General features: G+C 61.8%; 19 protein-coding genes. All 19 read right to left on the minus strand.

Features of this window, described 5'->3' with window-relative positions:
• Positions 1–2: 2 nt before the first annotated feature.
• A complete protein-coding gene (locus FFS60_RS12660) occupies positions 3–1,634 on the minus strand; it encodes a CTP synthase (RefSeq protein ID WP_028627460.1) in 1,632 nt (543 codons plus the stop codon).
• A gap of 176 nt (positions 1,635–1,810) precedes the next feature.
• A complete protein-coding gene (tilS, locus tag FFS60_RS12665) occupies positions 1,811–3,124 on the minus strand; it encodes a tRNA lysidine(34) synthetase TilS (protein WP_137822158.1) in 1,314 nt (437 codons plus the stop codon).
• Between the two features lie 73 nt (positions 3,125–3,197).
• Positions 3,198–4,148 carry an acetyl-CoA carboxylase carboxyl transferase subunit alpha gene (gene accA, locus FFS60_RS12670; protein ID WP_028627458.1) on the minus strand — a complete coding sequence of 317 codons (951 nt, stop codon included), beginning with the start codon at positions 4,146–4,148 and terminating at the stop codon, positions 3,198–3,200.
• Between the two features lie 127 nt (positions 4,149–4,275).
• Positions 4,276–7,800 carry a DNA polymerase III subunit alpha gene (dnaE, locus tag FFS60_RS12675; protein ID WP_028627457.1) on the minus strand — a complete coding sequence of 1,175 codons (3,525 nt, stop codon included), beginning with the start codon at positions 7,798–7,800 and terminating at the stop codon, positions 4,276–4,278.
• Positions 7,801–7,906: 106 nt separating this feature from the next.
• Positions 7,907–8,509: a ribonuclease HII gene (gene rnhB, locus FFS60_RS12680; RefSeq protein WP_028627456.1), complete on the minus strand. Its 603-nt coding sequence runs from the start codon at positions 8,507–8,509 to the stop codon at positions 7,907–7,909.
• Entirely contained in the window at positions 8,509–9,642 is a 1,134-nt protein-coding gene (gene lpxB / locus FFS60_RS12685; RefSeq protein ID WP_028627455.1) for a lipid-A-disaccharide synthase, read from the minus strand. The genes rnhB and lpxB overlap by 1 nt, the downstream gene beginning before the upstream one ends.
• A gap of 4 nt (positions 9,643–9,646) precedes the next feature.
• Complete coding sequence (gene lpxA / locus FFS60_RS12690) at positions 9,647–10,423, minus strand: acyl-ACP--UDP-N-acetylglucosamine O-acyltransferase (RefSeq protein WP_028627454.1); 777 nt, start codon at positions 10,421–10,423, stop codon at positions 9,647–9,649.
• The gene (gene fabZ, locus FFS60_RS12695) at positions 10,420–10,860 is read right to left on the minus strand and encodes a 3-hydroxyacyl-ACP dehydratase FabZ (RefSeq protein ID WP_028627453.1); all 441 of its coding nucleotides are present in this window, start codon (positions 10,858–10,860) and stop codon (positions 10,420–10,422) included. The genes lpxA and fabZ overlap by 4 nt, the downstream gene beginning before the upstream one ends.
• A gap of 48 nt (positions 10,861–10,908) precedes the next feature.
• Complete coding sequence (lpxD, locus tag FFS60_RS12700; protein ID WP_371926418.1) at positions 10,909–11,967, minus strand: UDP-3-O-(3-hydroxymyristoyl)glucosamine N-acyltransferase; 1,059 nt, start codon at positions 11,965–11,967, stop codon at positions 10,909–10,911.
• 2 nt (positions 11,968–11,969) lie between these two features.
• Positions 11,970–12,473 carry an OmpH family outer membrane protein gene (locus FFS60_RS12705; protein ID WP_028627451.1) on the minus strand — a complete coding sequence of 168 codons (504 nt, stop codon included), beginning with the start codon at positions 12,471–12,473 and terminating at the stop codon, positions 11,970–11,972.
• 42 nt (positions 12,474–12,515) lie between these two features.
• The gene (gene bamA, locus FFS60_RS12710) at positions 12,516–14,879 is read right to left on the minus strand and encodes an outer membrane protein assembly factor BamA (protein WP_028627450.1); all 2,364 of its coding nucleotides are present in this window, start codon (positions 14,877–14,879) and stop codon (positions 12,516–12,518) included.
• A 74-nt stretch (positions 14,880–14,953) separates the two neighbouring features.
• Positions 14,954–16,306: a sigma E protease regulator RseP gene (gene rseP / locus FFS60_RS12715; RefSeq protein WP_028627449.1), complete on the minus strand. Its 1,353-nt coding sequence runs from the start codon at positions 16,304–16,306 to the stop codon at positions 14,954–14,956.
• A 40-nt stretch (positions 16,307–16,346) separates the two neighbouring features.
• Positions 16,347–17,537: a 1-deoxy-D-xylulose-5-phosphate reductoisomerase gene (gene ispC / locus FFS60_RS12720; protein ID WP_028627448.1), complete on the minus strand. Its 1,191-nt coding sequence runs from the start codon at positions 17,535–17,537 to the stop codon at positions 16,347–16,349.
• Complete coding sequence (locus tag FFS60_RS12725; RefSeq protein WP_028627447.1) at positions 17,534–18,349, minus strand: phosphatidate cytidylyltransferase; 816 nt, start codon at positions 18,347–18,349, stop codon at positions 17,534–17,536. The genes ispC and FFS60_RS12725 overlap by 4 nt, the downstream gene beginning before the upstream one ends.
• A complete protein-coding gene (gene uppS / locus FFS60_RS12730) occupies positions 18,343–19,104 on the minus strand; it encodes a polyprenyl diphosphate synthase (RefSeq protein WP_028627446.1) in 762 nt (253 codons plus the stop codon). Before uppS ends, FFS60_RS12725 begins: the two co-directional genes overlap by 7 nt.
• A gap of 14 nt (positions 19,105–19,118) precedes the next feature.
• Positions 19,119–19,676 carry a ribosome recycling factor gene (gene frr / locus FFS60_RS12735; protein ID WP_028627445.1) on the minus strand — a complete coding sequence of 186 codons (558 nt, stop codon included), beginning with the start codon at positions 19,674–19,676 and terminating at the stop codon, positions 19,119–19,121.
• The gene (pyrH, locus tag FFS60_RS12740; protein WP_028627444.1) at positions 19,673–20,416 is read right to left on the minus strand and encodes a UMP kinase; all 744 of its coding nucleotides are present in this window, start codon (positions 20,414–20,416) and stop codon (positions 19,673–19,675) included. Before pyrH ends, frr begins: the two co-directional genes overlap by 4 nt.
• Positions 20,417–20,620: 204 nt before the next feature.
• A complete protein-coding gene (gene tsf, locus FFS60_RS12745) occupies positions 20,621–21,490 on the minus strand; it encodes a translation elongation factor Ts (RefSeq protein WP_028627443.1) in 870 nt (289 codons plus the stop codon).
• A gap of 127 nt (positions 21,491–21,617) precedes the next feature.
• Positions 21,618–22,358 carry a 30S ribosomal protein S2 gene (gene rpsB, locus FFS60_RS12750; protein ID WP_028627442.1) on the minus strand — a complete coding sequence of 247 codons (741 nt, stop codon included), beginning with the start codon at positions 22,356–22,358 and terminating at the stop codon, positions 21,618–21,620.
• Positions 22,359–22,468: the final 110 nt, after the last annotated feature.

Consider the following 22,468-nt stretch of genomic DNA (forward strand, 5'->3'; position numbering starts at 1 on the left):
GGTCAGGCCTTCTTCGCTTTCTGCGCCAGAGCGGCGTTGACGAAGCCGCTGAACAGCGGGTGGCCGTAACGCGGGGTGGAGGTGAACTCCGGGTGGAACTGGCAAGCCACGAACCACGGATGATCCGGAGCTTCCACGACTTCCACCAGGGCACCGTCGCCAGAACGACCGGTGACCTTCAAGCCGGCTTCCTGCAATTGCGGCAGCAGGTTGTTGTTCACTTCGTAGCGGTGGCGATGGCGCTCGACGATCTCGTCCTTGCCATAGCAGTCATGGACCAGGGAGCCGTTTTCCAGCTGGCAGGCCTGAGCGCCGAGGCGCATGGTGCCGCCGAGGTCAGAGGCTTCAGTACGGATTTCGGTAGCGCCGGTAGCGTCTTCCCACTCGGTGATCAGGCCCACGACCGGATGGCCGCTGGATTTATCGAATTCGGTGGAGTTGGCGTCGGTCCAGCCCAGTACGTTACGGGCGTACTCGATCACCGCCACCTGCATGCCAAGGCAGATGCCAAGATAGGGGATCTTGTTCTCGCGGGCATAGCGCACGGTGGAGATCTTGCCTTCCACACCACGCAGGCCGAATCCGCCCGGAACCAGGATGGCGTCAACGCCTTCCAGCAAGGCAGTGCCCTGGGTTTCGATGTCTTCGGAATCGATGTAGCGCAAGTTCACCTTGGTGCGATTCTGGATACCGGCGTGGCTCATCGCTTCGATCAGCGACTTGTAGGCGTCCAGCAGCTCCATGTACTTGCCGACCATGGCGATGGTGACTTCGTTCTCGGGGTTCAGCTTGGCATCCACCACGCGGTCCCACTCGGAGAGGTCGGCACTGCCGCATTGCAGGCCAAAGCGCTCGACGACGATGTCGTCCAGGCCCTGGGCGTGCAGCACGGACGGAATCTTGTAGATGGTGTCGACGTCCTGCAGGGAGATCACCGCGCGCTCTTCCACGTTGGTGAACAGGGCGATCTTGCGGCGGGAGGAGAGGTCGACGTCATGGTCGGAACGGCAGATCAGCACGTCCGGCTGCAGACCGATGGAGCGCAGCTCCTTCACCGAGTGCTGGGTCGGCTTGGTCTTGGTCTCGCCAGCGGTGGCGATGTAGGGCACCAGGGTCAGGTGCATCAGCATGGCGCGCTTGGCACCCACTTCCACGCGCAACTGGCGGATGGCTTCGAGGAAAGGCTGGGACTCGATGTCGCCGACGGTGCCGCCGATTTCCACCAGGGCCACGTCCGCACCAGCGGCGCCCTTGATGATGCGGTGCTTGATCTCGTCGGTGATGTGCGGAATCACCTGGATGGTGGCACCCAGATAGTCACCACGGCGCTCCTTGCGCAGCACATCGGCATAGACGCGGCCGGTGGTGAAGTTGTTGTTCTGGGTCATGGTGGTGCTTACGAAGCGCTCGTAATGGCCCAGGTCGAGGTCGGTCTCGGCACCGTCTTCGGTCACGAAGACTTCACCGTGCTGGAAGGGGCTCATGGTACCCGGGTCCACGTTGATGTACGGGTCCAGCTTGAGCATGGTGACCTTCAGCCCCCGCGCTTCCAGAATGGCGGCCAAGGATGCCGAGGCGATGCCTTTCCCCAAAGAAGAAACAACACCGCCCGTGACGAAGATGTAGCGCGTCATGAAAAACCCTAGAAGTCTGCGTTTAGGCGGAAAGCCGCCGGGGAAAGCGATGAAGGGCTATGGCCTTCAACCATGGAGCGCCACTGGGGCGCTGCTTCAAAAGCAACAACCGCCGATTCCGAAGGAATCAGCGGATGCTATGTAAGACGGGAGCGTAGTCTACCGGAAAGACCCTATCAGCTCAAACCTTGGTCATTCGTCGGTGGGGTCCAGCGCAGACGCCAGTGGCCCGCCTGCGGACCGTCCAACCCCGGCAGATTGGCCACGGCCAGCAGTTCTCCTTCGACGAAGAGCAGCGGCAATCGGCCACGGGCAAAAGCGGGCAGCCGCGACTCATTGAGCAGCCGCTTGAGGTCGCGACGCCCTCGCTCTGCTATCTCCAGCACCTCACCTCCTTGCCGATAGCGAACCTCGAGCCGACCAGTCGGCGCCTCGCCCTGCAACGCCAGCCGGCCATTACCGGGCAGCTCGAGCGGTTGAGTGGGAGCGTGCCAGGCAAGATTCGAAACCGGTGCGGCGAGCCAGTCCCCGGATAACCACCACAACCGTCCGTCGGCACGTTGAAGTTCGCCCCGCGCCAGACGCCAGACCGGCGCCGAATCGACGGCGGCATCACGCAGGTTTTCCCATCCCGCCCAATGGCCGCTGTCGGGAAGGGGCGTCAGCTTCGCCAGCCAGTAACGCAGTGCATTGCGTTGCCGAGCTGGCGACAGGCCGACCAGCACCTGCAAATCCAGGGACGGCAGGGGCAGCCAGGGGAAATCAACGCAGTCTCGTGCGTTTTCGAGATCCGCGTGCGCCAACTCGCCGAGCAGGGTTTCTGCCTCGGCCAAATGTTCGGCACTACGCGCAAGGGTTTCCGCCACCCTTGGCCATCGAGCTTGCAGTACCGGGAAGATACGGAGGCGGAGGAAATTGCGGGATAGCGACGTGTCGGCGTTGCTCGGGTCTTCCACCCACTGGAGCCCTTCGGCACGAGCGTAGGTTTCCAGCTCGGCACGGGCTGCGCGCAGCAATGGCCTGACCAGGGTGCCCTGCCCCAACGAGCGGCTTTCCGGCATACCTGCCAACCCACGCACGCCAGCCCCTCGCAGCAGGCGGAAGAGCAGCGTCTCGGCCTGGTCGTCACGGTGCTGGGCACTGAACAGTACCTCCCCGGCGCCCAACTCATCGATGAAAGCGGCATATCGCGCATCTCGCGCGGCCCTTTCCAGGCTGGGCCCGGAATCTACCGTTACCCGCAACACCTGCAGCGGAACGCCCAGTTCATCGCAAAACCGCTGGCAATGGTTCGGCCAGGCATCGGCCGCGACCTGAAGGCCGTGATGGACATGGATGGCAGAAAGCGGCGGCAGGGCTTCGCGACGGGCGAGGCGCACCAGCAGATGAAGGAGGACAGTGGAGTCGAGTCCGCCGGAGAAGGCGACGCGCCAGGCCGGCGCATGGCGCCACGGGGCCAGGGCGGACAACAGGCAGGATTCGAGGGACATGGGAGGCTCGGGTAACCGACTCGGGCCCCAAGCATAAAGCCGGGGCCCGAGACGCGCAGCCTGAAGCGAGGGGTCAGGCTACGCCGTAGCTCATCAGGCGGTCATAACGACGCTTCAGCAGATCCTCGTTGCTGAGCTTCTGCAGCATCTTCAACTGCTCGGAGAGCTCCGCGCGGATGGACTCGGCAGTGGCTGCTGGATCACGGTGGGCACCGCCCAGGGGCTCGGCGATCACCTTGTCGACAATGCCCAGGCCTTTCAGGCGCTCGGCAGTGATGCCCATGGCCTCGGCCGCATCCGGCGCCTTCTCGGCGGTTTTCCACAGGATGGAGGCGCAACCTTCCGGCGAAATCACCGAATAGGTGGAGTACTGCAGCATGTTCAGACGATCACAGACGCCGATGGCCAGCGCGCCGCCGGAACCACCTTCACCGATCACGGTGGCGATGATCGGGGTCTTCAGACGAGCCATGACGCGCAGGTTCCAGGCAATGGCTTCGCTCTGGCCACGCTCCTCGGCATCGATGCCCGGATAAGCGCCGGGGGTGTCGATGAAAGTGAGGATCGGCATCTTGAAGCGTTCGGCCATTTCCATGAGACGGCAGGCCTTGCGGTAGCCCTCGGGGCGCGGCATGCCGAAGTTGCGACGGACCTTCTCGCGCACCTCACGGCCCTTCTGGTGGCCGATGATCATGACCGGCTCGTCGTTCAGACGGGCAACGCCGCCAACGATGGCCGCGTCGTCGGAGAAGTGACGGTCGCCGTGCAGTTCGTCGAACTCAGTGAAGATGTGCTCGATATAGTCAAGGGTGTAAGGCCGACGAGGGTGGCGCGCCAGCTGGGCGATCTGCCAGCTGGAAAGGTTACCGAAGATGCTCTCGGTGAGTGCGCTGCTCTTCTCCTGCAGGCGGGAGATCTCGTCGGTGATGTTCAGGGCGTTGTCGTTACCGACCAGACGCAGCTCCTCGATCTTGGCTTGCAGATCGGCGATGGGCTGTTCGAAATCCAGAAAGTTCGGGTTCATAGGCTTCCGTCGTGCGCTTGGGGCCAGGCGGCTGGTTCCATTTGGCGCCCTACCTTAAGGGATCGGGCGCGTTCGGGTCGAGATCAAATCGAAATCGGGCCTCTGCGGGCGTGCTGTCACGTTCGCATCAGCGGTAGTGCAGGAAGACGTTGTCGCGCCCGAACTGGTCACGCAATGCCTGAATCAAAGCGTCGGCCGGCGCTATTCGCCAGTCGTCGCCGAACTGCAGCAGGGCCTTCGCGTCGTTACCGCTGTAGTCCAGGGTCAGCGGGCAAGAGCCACGATGACGACCGCAGAGTTCCGCCAGCCAGCGCAGGCGATCGCCCTGAAGGGCACTGAAGTCCACCTTCATGCGCAAGCTCTCGGCCAGGCCGGTGCGCGCCTCCTCTAGGCTGAGCACACGCTTGGCACGCAGGCGCAGACCACCAGAGAAGTCATCGTGACTGACCTCCCCTTCCACTACGACCAGGGCGTCCGTCTGCAGCAGGCCGTGGGCGGCGTTGAAGGCTTCGGCAAAGAGAGAAGCCTCGATACGGCCGGAACGATCGTCGAGGGTGATGAAGCCCATCTTGTCGCCTTTCTTGTTCTTCATCACCCGCAGGTTGACGATCAGACCGGCGATGATCTGGGTGTCCCGCGCCGGCTTCAGCTCGACGATGCGCTGGCGGGCGAAGCGGCGGACCTCACCTTCGTACTCGTCGATCGGGTGACCGGTCAGGTAGAGGCCCAGGGTGTCCTTCTCGCCCTTCAGGCGTTCCTTGAGGGAAAGCTCCTTAGCCTTGCGATGGTTGGCGTAGACGTCCGCCTCGGGCTCAGCGAACAGCCCCCCGAAGAGGTCCATGTGGCCGCTGTCATGGCTGCGCGCAGTTTGCTCGGCAGCCTGGATGGCTTCTTCCATGGCGGCCAGCAACACCGCACGGTTGCGGTCGATGCCAGCCTGGTAGGCCTTGGCCTCGTTGCTGAAGAACGGCCCCAGGCGATCAAGGGCACCGCCACGAATCAGCGCCTCGAGGGTCCGCTTGTTGATGCGCTTGAGGTCGACGCGGTTGCAGAAGTCGAACAGGTCCTTGAAAGGTCCACCCTCGGCTCGGCACTCCGTGATGGCCTCCACCGGGCCTTCACCCACGCCCTTGATGGCGCCAAGGCCGTAGACGATCTGGCCATCTTCATCGACGGTGAAACGGTACTCGGAGTTGTTCACGTCAGGGGCGACGATGCGCAGCTTCATGTGCCGGCATTCTTCGATCAGCGTCACCACCTTGTCGGTGTTGTGCATATCCGCAGTGAGCACCGCGGCCATGAAGGGTGCCGGGAAGTGCGCCTTGAGCCAAGCGGTCTGGTAGGAAACCCAGCCGTAGGCGGCGGAGTGGGACTTGTTGAAGCCGTAGCCGGCAAACTTTTCCACCAGGTCGAAGATGTTGCCCGAGAGGTTCGGGTCGATGCCGTTGTTCGAGCAGCCTTCAATGAAGCCGCCGCGCTGCTTGGCCATTTCCTCGGGTTTCTTCTTACCCATGGCACGTCGCAGCATGTCGGCGCCACCAAGGGTATAACCGGCCATCACCTGGGCGATCTGCATCACCTGCTCCTGGTACAGGATGATGCCGTAGGTCGGTTTGAGTACGGGCTCCAGCCCCGCATATTGGTAGTCAGGGTGCGGGTAGGAGAGCTCGGCGCGGCCGTGCTTACGGTTGATGAAGTCGTCCACCATGCCTGACTGCAGGGGGCCCGGACGGAACAGGGCCACCAGTGCAATCATGTCTTCCAGGCAGTCGGGCTTGAGCTTCTTGATCAGTTCCTTCATGCCGCGCGATTCAAGCTGGAAGACCGCCGTGGTCTCCGCCTTCTGCAGCATGTCGTAGGTTTTCTTGTCGTCGAGCGGGATACGGTCGATGTCCACCAGCGGCAGGCCATGCTTCTCCTGCTCGCGGTTGATCATCTCCATGGCCCACTTGATGATCGTCAGGGTGCGCAGGCCGAGGAAGTCGAACTTCACCAGGCCGGCGGCCTCCACATCGTCCTTGTCGAACTGGGTCACCAGGCCAGCGCCCTCTTCGTCGCAGGCGATCGGCGAGAAGTCCGTGAGCTTGGTCGGCGCGATCACCACACCACCGGCGTGCTTGCCTGTACCCCGGGTAATGCCTTCCAGCTTCAGGGCCATGTCCCAGATTTCCTGGGCTTCTTCGTCCACCTTGAGGAAGTCGCGCAGCGCTTCTTCCTGCTTGAACGCGGCCTCCAGGGTCATGCCCACTTCGAAGGGGATCATCTTCGACAGGCGATCGGCCAGGCCGTAGGACTTGCCCTGTACCCGCGCCACGTCGCGCACCACCGCCTTGGCCGCCATGGAGCCGAAGGTGATGATCTGGCTTACCGCGTTACGCCCATACTTGTCGGCAACGTAGTCGATCACCCGGTCGCGGCCGTCCATGCAGAAATCGACGTCGAAGTCGGGCATGGAGACCCGCTCAGGGTTGAGGAATCGCTCGAACAGCAGGTCGTAGGCCAGCGGATCAAGGTCGGTGATCTTCAGTACGTAGGCCACCAGCGAGCCCGCACCCGAGCCCCGGCCCGGCCCCACCGGCACGCCGTTGTTCTTGGCCCACTGGATGAAGTCCGCAACGATCAGGAAGTAACCGGGGAAGCCCATCTGGATGATGGTGCCGAGTTCGAACTCCAGTCGGTCGATGTAGAGCTGCCGCTTCTCTTCGTAGTCAGGCGTGGTGTCCTTCGGCAAGAGCACGGCCAGCCGCTCTTCCAGGCCCTCGAAGGAAGCATGACGGAGGTAGTCGTCAATGCTCATGCCGTTGGGCGTGGGGAAGTCGGGCAGGAAGTGCTTGCCCAACTGGACCTCTATATTGCAGCGCTTGGCGATCTCGACTGTATTTTCCAGCGCTTCGGGGATGTCGGCGAACAGCTCGGCCATCTCCTCAGGGGACTTGAGGTACTGCTGATCGGAGTAGTTACGCGGCCGACGCGGGTCGTCCAGGACCCGGCCTTCGCCGATGCAGACACGGGTCTCGTGGGCCTCGAAATCGCCGGGCTTGAGGAAGCGCACATCGTTGGTCGCCACCAATGGAGCGCCGCAGCGCTCGGCCAGGGCAACCGCGGCATGCACATGTTCTTCGTCCAGGACGCGGGAGGTACGCTGCAGTTCCAGGTAGAAGCGATCCGGGAAGGCGACCTGCCACTCGGCCAGAAAGGCCTCGGCGCCGGCTTGGTCGCCATTGAGCAGGGCCATGCCGATCTCACCTTCCTTGGCACCGGACAGGGCAATCAGGCCTTCGGCAGCTTCCTTCACCCATTCCCGCTGGATGATCACCAGACCATTGCTCTGGCCTTCGGTCCAGCCACGGGAGATGAGTTCGGTCAGGTTGCGGTAACCCTTGGCGTTCATCGCCAGCAGGGTCATGCGGCTCAAGGGCCCGTCCTCGAAGGGACTGGCCAGCCAGATATCGGCCCCGCAGATGGGTTTGATGCCACCACCCATGGCGGTTTTGTAGAACTTCACCAGCGAGCACATGTTGCTCTGGTCGGTAATCGCCACCGCCGGCATACCCGCTCCCGCCACGGCCTTGACCAGCGGCTTGACCCGCACCAGGCCGTCTACCAGGGAGTACTCGGAATGCAGACGCAGATGGACGAAGGAAGCGGTCATGGAAGTCCTATGCATAACGCGAAAACGACAAGGCCCGGATTGTACCGGGCCATCGGATAAAGCTACAGGCTTGGGGCAAGGTCGCGGACGGGAGCGACAACAGGCCTCAGCGGCCGCCCTCGATCAGCTCCCGAACCGGGCCGAAGGAGCGTCGATGGATGGGCGTCGGTCCCAGGCGACGCAAGGCCTCAAGGTGGACCGGCGTGGGATAGCCCTTGTGCCCGGCGATGCCGTAGCCGGGATAGAGCGCCTCCAGCTCGGCCATCTCACGGTCGCGACTGACCTTGGCCAGGATAGAAGCAGCAGCAATGGCCGGCACCTGGCTATCGCCCTTGACCACAGGCGCGCTGGGAACCTTGAGCTTGGGGCAACGATTGCCATCGATCAGGGCCAATTTCGGCGTAACGCTGAGGCCCTCCACGGCGCGCTGCATCGCCAGCATGGTGGCATGGAGGATGTTCAGCTTATCGATCTCCTCCACCTCGGCACGGGCAATGCACCAGGCGAGGGCCTTCTCTCGGATCTCGTCGAACAGCGCATCCCGGCGGGCTTCGGAGAGCTTCTTCGAATCATTGAGACCAATGATCGGCCGTGCCGGATCGAGAATGACCGCGGCGGTAACCACCGGACCGCAGAGAGGACCACGGCCGACTTCGTCGACGCCGGCCACCAGTTCTTCTACCAGGCTGAAATCCAGACCGAGCTGCATCAGGACACTCCAATCAGTTGCAGGACGGCATCGGCCGCCTGGCGCGATGCGTCCTGACGCAGGGAACGGTGAATGACATCGAAGCCATGGGTCTGCACCTCGCCGTCATCCAGCAAGGGCGAAACAGCCTGGGCCAGGGCCTCGGGCGTCGCGGCATCCTGCAGCAGCTCAGGCACCAGCAGGCGCTGGGCCAGCAGGTTAGGCAGGGACACGTAGGGGCTCTTCACCAGGCGCTTGAGAATCCGGTAGGTCAGCGGTGCAACCTTGTAGGCCACTACCATTGGGCGCTTGTACAGCAGGGCTTCCAGCGTGGCGGTGCCGGAGGCGATCAGTACCGCATCACATGCGGCCAGGGCCTCGTGGGAACGACCATCGAGCAGTTTCAACGGCAGGTCGCGACCGGCGACCATCGCCTCGACCTGTGCGCGCCGCTCTGGACTCGCGCAGGGCAATACAAAGCGAATGCCGGGGCGAATCGAACGCAGGCGTTCGGCGGCGTCGAGGAACAAGCCCCCCAACTTGCCAACTTCACCGCCCCGGCTACCCGGCAACAACGCCACCACGGGCGAGTCCTCGGGCAGATCCAGCGCGAGCCGCGCAGCCGCGCGATCGGCCTGCAAGGGAATGGCATCGGCCAGTGGGTGGCCGACAAAGCGCACCGGCACCCCATGCTCGTCATAGAACCGCGCTTCGAAGGGGAACAGCGTGAGCATCAGGTCGCAGCCTTCGCGAATTTTCAACACACGCTTCTGCCGCCAGGCCCAGACCGAGGGGCTGACGTAGTGCACGGTCTTGATACCGGCGCGTCGAAGCTTGAGCTCGACACCCAGGTTGAAGTCCGGCGCGTCGATGCCGATGAAGACGTCGGGACGCTCGTCGATCAGGGTGTGGATCAGACGCTTACGGCGCGCCAGCAACTCGGGGAGACGCCCAAGCACCTCCACAAGGCCCATGACTGCCAGGCGTTCCATGGGGAAATAGGATTCCAGTCCCTCCGCCTGCATGCGCGGGCCGCCAACGCCAATGAACTGCGCGTCAGGATGGCGCACCTTGAGCGCCTGCATGAGGGTGGAACCAAGGATGTCGCCGGACGCCTCGCCGGCAACCAGCGCGATGCGCAAAGGACGATTCATGGGCTCAGCGGGTAATGCCGCGGGTCGAGGACTGGATGGAGTCGCGGAAAACGGCAACTTCCGGGAACTGGTCAGAGGTCTCGGCGAGTTCGGCCAGTGCCTGCTCGACGGTCAGCCCCTGGCGGTAGACCACCTTGTAGGCACGACGCAGTGCGGCAATCGCTTCGGCACTGAAACCACGACGGCGCATACCCTCGAAGTTCATGCTGCGGGCCTCGGCCGGGTTACCAAAGACAGTGACGTACGCCGGCACGTCTTTGCCGATGGCCGTGCCCATGCCCGAGAAGCTGTGGGCGCCGATGCGGCAGAACTGATGCACCAGGGTGTAACCGGAGAGAATCGCCCAGTCGTCCACATGTACATGGCCGGCCAGCGCGGTGTTGTTCACCAGAATGCAATGATTCGCGATCACGCTGTCGTGACCGATATGAACATAAGCCATCAGCAGATTGTGGTCGCCAATGGTGGTCTCGGAGCGGTCCTGCACAGTGCCACGATGGATAGTCACGCCTTCGCGGATCACATTGTGGTCACCAATCACCAGGCGAGTAGGCTCACCCTTGTACTTCAAGTCGGGAGTGTCCTCGCCCACCGAAGAGAACTGGTAGATGCGGTTGTGCTTTCCGATACGGGTCGGTCCCTTGATGACCACATGCGGTCCGACCACGGTCCCCTCGCCGATTTCCACATCGGGTCCAATGATCGACCAAGGGCCGACCTGAACGCCATCCGCCAGCTTCGCTGCCGGATCGATAATGGCGCGAGGGTCAATCAAACTCATAGTTTGCGTTCCGCACAGATGATCTCGGCCGAGCATACTTCCTTGCCATCTACGCTGGCATTGCAGTCGAACTTCCAGATGCCGCGTTTGACGCTGAGGAACTGCGCACTGAGGATCAGTTGATCGCCCGGCAATACCGGCTGGCGGAAGCGCAGTTTGTCGGAACCCACGAAGTAGTAGAGGGTGCCGTCAGCTGGTTTGACGTCGAGCATCTTGAAACCGAGGATGCCGGCCGCCTGGGCCATCGCTTCGATGATCAGCACACCCGGCATGATCGGGTGCTGCGGGAAATGGCCGTTGAAGAAGGGCTCGTTGATGCTGACATTCTTGTAGGCGCGAATGCGCTTGCCTTCAACATCCAGCTCCACCACTCGATCCACCAGGAGGAAGGGGTAGCGGTGCGGCAGATATTCGCGAATCTCGTTGATGTCCATCATGTTCCTGGAGCCTTTTCAAAGTATTGGGGATGCGCGGCGCTACGTAAATCAGGCTTCTGATGAAGCATCCCCGCCCGGGGTCACTGCCGCCAGGCGTTTTTCCAGTTGCTGCAGACGACGCGCCATGTCGTCCAACTGGCGAATACGGGCAGCGCTCTTCTTCCACTCCGCGGCGGTCTGCATCGCGGTACCGGAAGAGTAGGCACCCGGCTCGGTGATATTGCGAGTCACCATGGTCATACCGGTGACGAACACGTTGTCGCACACCTCAATGTGGCCAACCATCCCCACACCACCGGCGATCATGCAATTGCGGCCAATCTTGGTGCTGCCGGAAATACCGACACAGCCGGCCATGGCGGTGTTGTCACCAATCTGCACGTTGTGCGCGATCATGATCTGGTTATCCAGCTTCACGCCATTGCCGATCAAGGTATTGGACAGGGCACCGCGGTCGATGGTGGTGTTGGCACCCACCTCGACGTCGTCACCCAGGACGACACCGCCGATCTGCGCGATCTTCTGCCAAACGCCCTTCTCGTTGGCAAAGCCAAAACCTTCGCCACCGATAACGGCGCCAGACTGAATCACCACGCGCTTGCCGATGATCACATCGTGATAGAGGGTCACACGCGGAGCCAGCCAGCCACCTTCACCGATCACGGTGCGCGCGCCGATCACGCAATGAGCGCCCAACGTCACCTCGGCGCCGATCTGTACGCCGGACTCGATTACCACATAGGCACCGACGCTAGCGCTCGGATCGACCTTGGCATCCTCGGCGACCACGGCGGTCGGATGAATGCCCGGTTGAGCCTTGGGCTTGGGGTCGAACAGATGGGAAAGCTCAGCGTAAGCCAGGTAGGGGTTGGCCACGACCAGAGCGCTGCCGCTGTAACCCTCGGCATCGGCCGGGGTCAGCAATACGGCGGCGGCGCGGGTATCGGCGAGGAACTTGCGATACTGCGGATTGGCCAGGAAAGTGAGTTGGCCCGGACCGGCCTCCTGCAGGGTAGCCAGGCCACTGATCGCTGTGCCTTCGGCACCACACAGGGTGGCACCGAGGCGTTCGGCCAGTTGGCCGAGAGTGAAGACCGGGGCAGTCATCATCAACGCTGCTGGTTCATGCGCTCGATGACTTGGCGGGTGATGTCGTATTGCGGCTTGACGTCAACCACGGCACCACGCTCCAGCACCAGGTCAAAGCTACCCTTCTTCAGGACTTCTTCAACGGCCTTGTCCAGCTTCGGCTTCAGTTGCTTGAGCATGTCGCGATCGGCAACAGCTTTCGCTTCGTTCAGCTCCTTGGACTGGAACTGGAAGTCACGGGCCTTTTGCTTGAATTCGAGCTCCAGGCGCTCACGCTCGGCCTGCTGCATCTTCTCGCCGTCTTTCACCAGACGGTCCTGAATGCGCTTGGCGTCGCTTTCCAGGGTCTTCAGCTTGTTCAGTTGGGGGCCGAACTTTTTCTCTGCATCGACGGCGTATTTCTTGGCCGCGTCGGATTCCAGCAGGGCCATTTGATAGTTCAGAACCGCAATCTTCATTTCCGCGAAAGCCGGAGTCGCCATCAAGGCAGCGGCAACCAGAACGAATTGAGTCAACTTACGCACGATGCAACTCCTGCAACACATACTGTTGTCTTGATGAAACACTTAGAAAGTCTGGCCCAGGGAGAACTGGAACACCTGGGTATCAGCATTGTCCGGCTTCTTGACCGGCATGCCCAGACTGAAGCTCAACGGGCCCAGCGCAGTAATCCAGGTCAGGCCTACACCCACCGAACTCGCCAAGTCACCTGCGTTGATGCTGCTGCAGTTGGTTGCGGTGGACGAGCAGCTGGTGTCGAACACGTTACCCACGTCCCAGAACAGCACGGTTCGAAGCTGGCGCTGATCCTTGACGAATGGCAGCGGGAAGAGCAGCTCCACACCACCCTGGATCAACACGTTGCCACCGAAAGGCAGCGGATCCTGATCCGGGTCGGCCGCGGTCCCTTCGTTGCCCGTTACAGCCTGGCCACGACTGGGTGTGCTGCGCGGCCCCAGGCTGCTGTCTTCGAAGCCGCGTACGGAGTTGAAGCCACCCGCGAAGTAATGCTCGTAGAACGGCAGCTCGGAGGTGGAACCATAGCTGTCGCCATAGCCCAGTTCGGTGTGCCAACGCAGTGCCGTGTTCTGGGTCAGCGGAGTGAACAGCTGGCCACGGTAGTCGAGCTTGTAGAACGACAGGTCGCTACCCGGAATGGTGCTTTCCAGCACCAGGCTCTGGGAATGGCCGCGCGTAGCCATTACGCCCTTGTTCAGGGTCGATTCGGACCAGCCGATCGAGCCCTTGAAGTTGGTGTAGCTATCGCCTTCTTCCTCAAGGAAATCGAAGATCTCGTCGACGGTGTAGATACCGGTGTTGATCTTGTCCTGCTGCACGGTCAGGCCATAGGTCAGGCGCGCAGTTTCGCTGATCGGATAACCGATGCTGACACCGGCACCGTAGCTGTCCACCGCATAGCTGGATACGTCGGTGTCGAGGTCATCGTAGTCGGTACTGCGGTAGAAGGCGTTGTAGCCCAGACTCACGCCATCCGGAGTCCAGTAGGGGTCGACAAAGCCGAAGTTGTAGCGGGTCTGGTACTCGGAACGGGTCAGACCGATGCTGACCTTGTTACCGGTACCCAGGAAGTTGTTTTGGCTGATGGAACCGCCGAGGATCAGACCGGCGCTCTGGGCGAAGCCCACGCTCGCGGTGATGGAGCCGGACGGTTGCTCTTCCACGGTGTAGTTCACATCGACCTGGTCATCAGTACCCGGCACCTGCGGGGTCTCGACGTTGACCTCCTTGAAGAAGCCGAGGCGCTCCAGACGAGTCTTGGACTGGTCGATCAGGTAGGTCGACGCCCAGCCGCCTTCCATCTGGCGCATTTCGCGACGCAGCACTTCGTCTTCAGTTTTGGTGTTGCCACGGAAATTGATGCGATTGACGTAGGCGCGCTTGCCCGGGTCCACCACGAACGTGATGGAAACGGTGTTGTCCTCGTCATGGGCTTCCGGCACGCCGTTCACGTTGGCGAAGGTATAGCCCTCGTTACCCAGGCGGCGGGTAATCAACTCAGACGTGGTCGTCATCACCTTGCGTGAGAAAACTTGCCCCTGCTGTACCAGCAGCAGCTTCTTCACTTCGTCCTCGGGCACCTTCAGGTCGCCGGAGAGCTTCACGTCGCGAACGGTGTACTTCTCGCCCTCGTCCACGTTGACGGTGACGTAGACGTGCTTCTTGTCCGGGGTGATGGATACCTGCGTGGAAGAGATATCCATGTTGATGTAGCCGCGGTCCAGATAGTAGGAACGCAGACGCTCCAGGTCGCCGGAAAGCTTTTCGCGGGCGTACTTGTCGTCGTTCTTGAAGAAGGACAGCCAGTTGGTGGTCTTCAGCTCGAACAGGTCGATCAGATCCTCATCGGAGAAGACCGTGTTACCGACGATGTTGATGTGCTGGATGGCTGCGACCGAGCCTTCGTTGATCTTGATCTTGAGCGCCACGCGGTTGCGCGGCTGCGGGATCACGTCAGCCTCGATCTCGGCGGAGTAACGGCCCTGGGCCACATACTGGCGCTGCAGTTCGTTACGCACGCCTTCGAGGGTCGCGCGCTGGAAGATTTCCCCGTCAGCCAGGCCGGACTGTTTCAGGCCCTTGAGCAGGTCTTCGGTGCTGATGGCCTTGTTGCCCTCGATCTCAATGCTGGAGATCGACGGGCGCTCGACTACGGTGATAACCAGCACGTCGCCTTCGCGGCCCAGTTGGATATCCTGGAAGAAACCGGTCTTGAACAGGGCGCGGGTGGCCTCGACGAGGCGGCGGTCATCAGCTGTGTCGCCGACGTTGAGTGGCAGTGCGCCGAATACGCTGCCAGCGGATACCCGCTGCAGGCCATTGACGCGAATGTCGGAGATGTTGAAGGACTCGGCGTGAACCTCGGCGATCATGAGTGCGGCAAGCACCGCAGGTAGCAGCAGGCGTTTCATGAAGTCCTTTTTTATTCCAACCGGTAATAAAGAATCTGCCGCACAAGGCGGCAGACTCGGCATTCAGTGACTTGTTACAGACGGCTCAGATCGTTTACCAGGGCGAGCAACATCACCCCCACGACTAGACTGATACCGATCTGCACCCCCCAAGCCTGCACCCGTTCTGACAATGGACGACCTCGCGCCAATTCGATCAGATAAAACAGCAGGTGCCCCCCATCCAGGACAGGGATTGGCAACAGATTGAGAACCCCCAGGCTTATGCTCAGATAGGCGAGGAAGTTAAGGAAATCCCCCACCCCGGACTGGGCCGAAGCGCCCGCCACTTTAGCAATGGTTATCGGCCCGCTCAAGTTTTTTACCGAGAGCTCGCCGAGCAACATTTTCTTTAGGGAATCCAGAGTTAGCAGGCTCATGGACCAGGTCCTGGCCACTGCCTCGGTCACCGCATCGAGCGGACCGAAACTGACCTCCCGAAGCATTTCCGCTGGCCATTCAATGCCTTTCACCCCCGCACCAAGGTAACCGCTGCGGGCTTCGCCCTCGCCACGGCTAGCCAGGGTCAGCTGAACTTCGCGAACCTGGCTGTCGCTCTCGACGCTAAGCGTGACTCGCTCGGCGGGACGCTTGCGCACCCGTTCCACCAATTGCTGCCAGTCATCAAGCGGCTGGCCGTCAAGGGCCAGCAGGCGGTCACCGACCTTGAGCCCCGCCGCCTGAGCCGGCCCTTTCGGGTCAAGCTCGGCAAGCACCGGCGGGATGGCCGGACGCCAGGGCGTGATACCCAGAGCACCAATAGGGTCAGGCTCATCGGCGCCCTTGAGCCAGGCATTCAACTGCAGCTCTCGGAACTGTTCGGTTGTGGCGCCAGCCTCACGCACGCCGACCTGGAGCGTGCCGCTTTCACCCAGGCGGCGAACCAGTTGCAGATTCACCTGGGACCAGCCGCTGACGGACTTGCCGTCCACCGAAACGATTTCCTCGCCGGCTTCCAGGCCAGCCCGGGCGGCAATGCTGTCCGACGCAACACCACCGATGACAGGCCGAACCTGCTGACTGCCGAGCATGGCCAGCACCCAGAAGAACAACAGTGCCAGGAGGAAGTTGGCGACGGGCCCGGCAGCCACGATGGCGATGCGTTGTCCCACCGGCTTGCGGTTGAAGGATTGGTCGAGCAACTCGGCCGGCACGTCCGCCTCGCGCTCGTCCAGCATCTTCACGTAACCGCCAAGAGGGATGGCGGCGATAACGAACTCGGTGCCGTGGCGATCATGCCAGCGGAACAGCGCCGTGCCGAACCCTACGGAGAAGCGCAGGACTTTGACCCCGCAGCGCCGCGCCACCCAGAAGTGACCGAATTCGTGGAACGTGACCAGCACCCCGAGAGCGACCAGGGTGCCAAGAATCATATATAGAGCGCTCATCGGTTTCCTCTGGAGCAGGTGGTCGCTTGAGAGCTACCTGCTAGCGATCTTGACGGACCAACCACTGCTGCGCGGCTGCCCGAGCACGGGCATCTGCCTGCAGCACGGAATCCAGCGTTTCGACAGCCGTCGCCGCTTCGCGGTTCAGCACTTCGTCGATGATACTCGCGATCTCGGTGAAGCGGATGCGTCTATCCAGGAACGCCGCCACAGCCACCTCATTCGCAGCGTTGAGCATGGCCGGGGCGCTTCCGCCCTCCTCCGCCGCCTGGCGAGCCAGCCGCAAGCAAGGAAAGCGCTCTTCGTCCGGGGCCTGGAAGTCCAGGCGAGCCACGGAGAACAGATCAAGCGGCGATACACCGGAATCAATGCGCTCCGGCCACGCCAAGGCGTGGGCGATGGGGGTGCGCATATCCGGATTACCGAGCTGCGCCAACACCGAGCCATCCACATAATCCACCAGGGAGTGGATCACGCTCTGCGGATGAATCACGACCTCCACCTGGGCCGGGCTGGCATCGAACAGCCAGCAGGCCTCGATCAGTTCCAGCCCCTTGTTCATCATGCTGGCCGAGTCCACGGAAATCTTGCGCCCCATGGACCAATTGGGATGAGCACAAGCCTGCTCCGGAGAAACGTCCGACAGCCGCTCCAGCGGCATCTCACGGAAGGGACCACCAGATGCAGTCAGCAGAATGCGACGCACGCCGACAGGTGCGAGCCCACGCGCGTAATCCTGCGGCAAACATTGGAAGATCGCATTGTGCTCACTGTCTATCGGAAGGAGCACGGCACCACTCTTGCGCACCGCTTGCATGAACAAGGCGCCGGACATCACCAGCGCCTCCTTGTTGGCCAACAACACCCGCTTGCCTGCCTCGACCGCCGCGAGAGTCGGTTTGAGACCCGCAGCACCCACAATGGCGGCCATCACAGCATCCGCCTGCGGGTGCGCGGCGACTTCGCAAAGCCCTTGCTCGCCCGCCAGAACGCGAGTTTGCAAACCGGCCGCCAACAGACCGCCCTGAAGGTGCCGGGCCGAATCGGCATCCGGCACTACGGCGAACTCGGGACGATGACGCAGACACAAGGCTTCCAACTCACCCAGACGGCTGAAGCCACTGAGGGCGAAAGCCCGGTATCGGTCGGGGTGACGACCGATGACATCGAGGGTGCTGAGACCGATGGAGCCGGTGGCCCCCAGCACGGTAATGCGTTGCGGCTGACTCACAGCGCACCCCAGCCGGCGGCCCAGAGCAGCGCGGCGAAAAGCGGAATGGCCGCCGTCAGACTATCGATTCGGTCCAGCACACCGCCATGGCCCGGCAAAAGATTGCTGCTGTCCTTGATGCCGGACTGGCGCTTGAACATGCTCTCGGTCAAGTCACCTACTACTGAAATCAGTACCACCAGGGCCGCACCTGCCAGGGCGAGCAGCAGCTCTGAACCGACCCAGCCGCGGTAGAAACCGACACCAGCAGTAATTAGCAGGCTGGCCAGCAGCCCGCCTATCAGGCCTTCCCAGCTTTTGCCAGGACTTACCTGAGGGGCCAGTTTGCGCTTACCGAAGGCCTTGCCGGAAAAATAAGCACCGATATCGGCCGCCCAGACCAGCACCATCACGGCTAGGATCAGCCAATTGGCCAACGGCCACTGCTTGAACAGCACCAAGCCTTGCCAGGCTGGCAACAGGATCAGCAGGCCAATCACCAGCTTGCCAGGCGTACCGCCCCAGTAGCGACTGGTTTCGGGATAGCCCAGCACGAGGACAGTCGCCGCGCCCCACCAGAGCACACCCAGCACCAGGACCAGGGGGGCCAGGGCCGGCACGAGATAGAGCCCATACAGCAGCGCCGCCACGAGCAGGCCGTAGGCGACGCGCAGGGGTTGAGGCGAAAAGCCCGCCAGGCGTGCCCACTCCCAACCGCCGAGACTTACCACGGCGCCGATGAACAGGGCAAAGGCGCCGCCATCCAGCCAGAAGAAGCCTGCAAGGGCGATCGGCAACAACACCAGGGCGGTGATGACGCGTTGTTTCAGCATTTGGCTCGGGCCTCGGCTTCTAGCTGCTCGCTGGTCTTGCCGAAGCGACGCTGTCGCTTGGCAAAGTCTGCCAGCGCCTTGCGCATGGCTTCGTGCTTGAAGTCAGGCCAGAAGAGATCGGAGAAATACAGCTCGGCATAGGCGAGCTGCCACAGCAGGAAGTTGCTGATGCGATGCTCGCCACCGGTGCGAATGCACAGGTCGGGCAGCGGAAGGTCGCCGGTGACCAGGCAACTTTGCAGCAACTGCGGGGAAATATCGTCGACTTGCAGATGACCAGCCTGGACCTCACGAGCCAGGCGCTGTGCGGCCTGGGTGATGTCCCACTGTCCGCCGTAGTTGGCGGCGACCTGAAGGACGAACTTCTGATGGCTGGAGGTCAACTGCTCAACCTCGCGCATGGCGGCCTGCAGCTCCGGGTGGAAGCGCGAACGATCGCCGATGATGCGCAAACGAATATCGTTCTGGTCCAGGCGCCGCGCCTCACGGCGCAACGCCCCCAGGAACAATTCCATCAAGGCGCCGACCTCGTCAGCCGGGCGCTGCCAGTTCTCGCTGGAGAAGGCGAACAGGGTGAGCACTTCGACGCCGGCCTCGGCGCACACCTCGATCACCGCCCGGACCGCATCCACGCCAGCCTTATGGCCGGCGACACCGGGCAGCAGGCGCTTCTTCGCCCAACGGTTGTTACCGTCCATGATGATCGCCACATGCCGTGGCACCGCGGGGTACGCGCCTTGCTGGAATTTGTCCATGACGATTCCGGACGTCAGACGGCCATCAGGTCTTTTTCTTTGTTTTCCAGAGCCTTGTCGACATCACCGACGAACTTGTCGGTCAGCTTCTGGACGTCGTCAGCGGCACGACGCTCGTCGTCTTCGCTGATTTCCTTTTCCTTGACCAGGTCCTTCAGCTGCGCAAGCGCATCACGGCGGATGTTGCGCACAGCAACACGGGCGTTTTCAGCCTCCGCACGTGCCTGCTTGGTGTAGCCCTTGCGGGTTTCCTCGGTCAGGGCGGGCATCGGCACGCGAATAGTGGTACCGGCGGTGGCCGGGTTCAGGCCCAGGTCAGAGGTCATGATGGCCTTCTCCACAGCCTGGATCATGCTCTTGTCGAACACGGTCAGGGCCAGGGTGCGGGAGTCCTCTGCGATCACGTTGGCAACCTGGCGCAGGGGAGTGTCGGTACCGTAGTAAGACACCATCACGCTATCCAGAATGCTCGGGTGCGCACGCCCGGTGCGGATCTTGGCGAAAGCATGATCCAGCGATTCCAGGGTTTTCTTCATGCGCTCCTGCGCTTCTTGCTTGATCTCGTTGATCACTTTTCGCCCTCCTCGATCAGGGTTCCTTCGGCGCCGCCGACCACGATGTTCAGCAGGGCACCCGGTTTATTCATATTGAAGACCCGCAGCGGCATCTTCTGATCACGGCACAGACAGATGGCCGTGAGGTCCATGACACCCAGCTTGCGATCCAGCACCTCGTCATAGGTCAGGTGCTCGAACTTCTCGGCATTGGGGTCCTTGAACGGGTCGGCAGTGTACACGCCATCGACCTTGGTGGCTTTCAGCACCACGTCCGCATCCACTTCGATGGCGCGCAGGCAGGCGGCCGAGTCGGTGGTGAAGAAGGGGTTGCCGGTACCGGCGGAGAAAATCACCACTTCGCCAGAAGCCAGGTGGCGCATGGCCTTGCGACGATCGTAGTGATCGGTCACGCCAACCATGGAAATGGCCGACATCACGATGGCGGGGATGTTGGAACGCTCAAGCGCGTCGCGCATGGCCAGGGCGTTCATCACGGTGGCCAGCATACCCATGTGGTCGCCAGTTACCCGATCCATGCCGGCGGCGCTCAGGGCCGCACCACGGAACAGGTTGCCGCCGCCGATCACCAGGCCGACCTGGACGCCGATACCGACCAACTGGCCGATTTCCAGCGCCATGCGATCGAGGACTTTCGGATCGATACCGAACTCCTCGGAGCCCATAAGGGCCTCACCGCTGAGTTTGAGCAGAATGCGTTTATAGCGAGGTTGGCGACCACTCACCTGCTGAGCCATTGCGTGTCTCTCCTGCGGCGCTATTTGAATTCGCGGACCTCGAAAGGCCCTGTGTACTGGCGAGTCCTGAGACTGCGCAAACGACGGTTGGTGCCCGATGACCGGAGCCCGCCGTGGAAACCACCCCGAAATGGCTCCCCAGTTTGACGAAGAGGCCGCACGCGTTAGCGGGCAGCCTCTTGCGGGGCGACAGCCGAGGCCGTCTTATTGCTTGGTAGCAGCGACTTGGGCAGCTACTTCGGCAGCGAAGTCTACTTCGACTTTCTCGATGCCTTCGCCTACTTCGTAGCGAACGAAGGAAACGATCTCAGCGCCGGCTTTCTTGGCCAGGTCACCGACCTTGATTTCCGGATCCTTGACGAAAGGCTGCTCGACCAGGCTGGCTTCAGCCAGGAACTTGGCGATGCGACCCTTGACCATGTTCTCGACGATGTTTTCCGGCTTGCCGGCGATCTTGTCGGCGTTCAGGGCCAGGAAGATTTCCTTTTCCTTGGCAACAGCTTCTTCGGAAACCTGGGTCGAGTTCAGGAACTGCGGGTTGCTGGCAGCCACGTGCATGGCGATGTCCTTGGCCAGTTCCGGGTTGCCGCCTTTCAGGTTCACGACTACGCCGATGCGGTGGCCGTGCAGGTAGGCACCTACCACATCGCCTTCAACGCGGGTCAGGCGACGGATGTTGACGTTCTCACCGGTCTTGGCAACCAGGGCCAGACGAGCTTCTTCGCGGGACTCGACCAGCGGAGCAGCGTCGGTCAGCTTCTCGTTGAAAGCCTGATCCAGGGAAGCGGCAACGAAGGACTTGAAGTCGTCCTGCAGGGCCAGGAAGTCGGTCTGGGAGTTGACTTCGATGATGACGGCAACCTTGTTGTCGTCAGCCACTTTGACAGCGATGGCGCCTTCGGCGGCGATGTTGCCAGCCTTCTTGGCAGCCTTGATGGCGCCAGCGGCGCGCATGTCGTCGATGGCCTTCTCGATGTCGCCTTCAGCGGCGGTCAGGGCCTTCTTGCAATCCATCATGCCCAGGCCGGTACGCTCGCGCAGTTCTTTAACCAGGGCTGCAGTAATCTCTGCCATGTCGCAATCCTCTTGAATAGGTTTTCAACCATTCAGCCCAGAAATCCGGGCATTCACAATTCGGAGGTGGCAAAAAGGGGGCCTAGCCCCCTTCTTGCGCACCGGGTAACGCTAGACGGCTGTCAACTCAGCCTTCTGCGGCCTCGGAAGCAGCTTCTTCGACGAACTCGTCAGGGCCACCAACGGCATTCTGACGGCCGCGGATTACAGCATCAGCAACGCTGGCCAGGTACAGCTGAACGGCGCGAATGGCGTCGTCATTACCCGGGATGACGTAGTCAACGCCTTCCGGGCTGCTGTTGGTATCGACAATACCGATAACCGGGATGCCCAGCTTGTTGGCTTCGCTAATGGCGATGCGCTCGTGGTCAACGTCGATCACGAACAGAGCGTCCGGCAGGCCGCCCATCTCCTTGATACCACCCAGGCTGCGCTCGAGCTTCTCGAGGTCGCGGGTGCGCATCAGGGCTTCTTTCTTGGTCAGCTTGGCGAAGGTGCCGTCCTGGGACTGGGTTTCCAGCTCGCGCAGGCGCTTGATGGACTGACGGATGGTCTTGTAGTTGGTCAGCATGCCGCCCAGCCAGCGGTGATCGACGTACGGGGAGCCGCAACGAGCAGCTTCTTCGCGAACGATCTTGCCAGCGGAACGCTTGGTGCCGACGAACAGTACCTTGTTCTTGCCTGCAGACAGTTTTTCAACGAAGGACAGGGCCTCGTTGAACATCGGCAGGGTTTTTTCAAGGTTGATGATGTGGATCTTGTTACGCGCGCCGAAAATGTACTTGCCCATTTTCGGGTTCCAGTAACGGGTCTGGTGGCCGAAGTGCACACCGGCCTTCAGCATATCGCGCATGTTGACTTGGGACATTTCTATTCCTCGATAAGTCGGGTTAGGCCTCCACGTATCCCAATATCCAACCCTTTCGGGCACCCAGGAGATCGTGTCGATACGTGTGTGGGTTTGTGCTTTCGGACAGT

Source organism: Pseudomonas sp. D(2018) (genome assembly GCF_005502555.1).
Taxonomy (GTDB): Bacteria; Pseudomonadota; Gammaproteobacteria; order Pseudomonadales; family Pseudomonadaceae; genus Metapseudomonas; species Metapseudomonas resinovorans.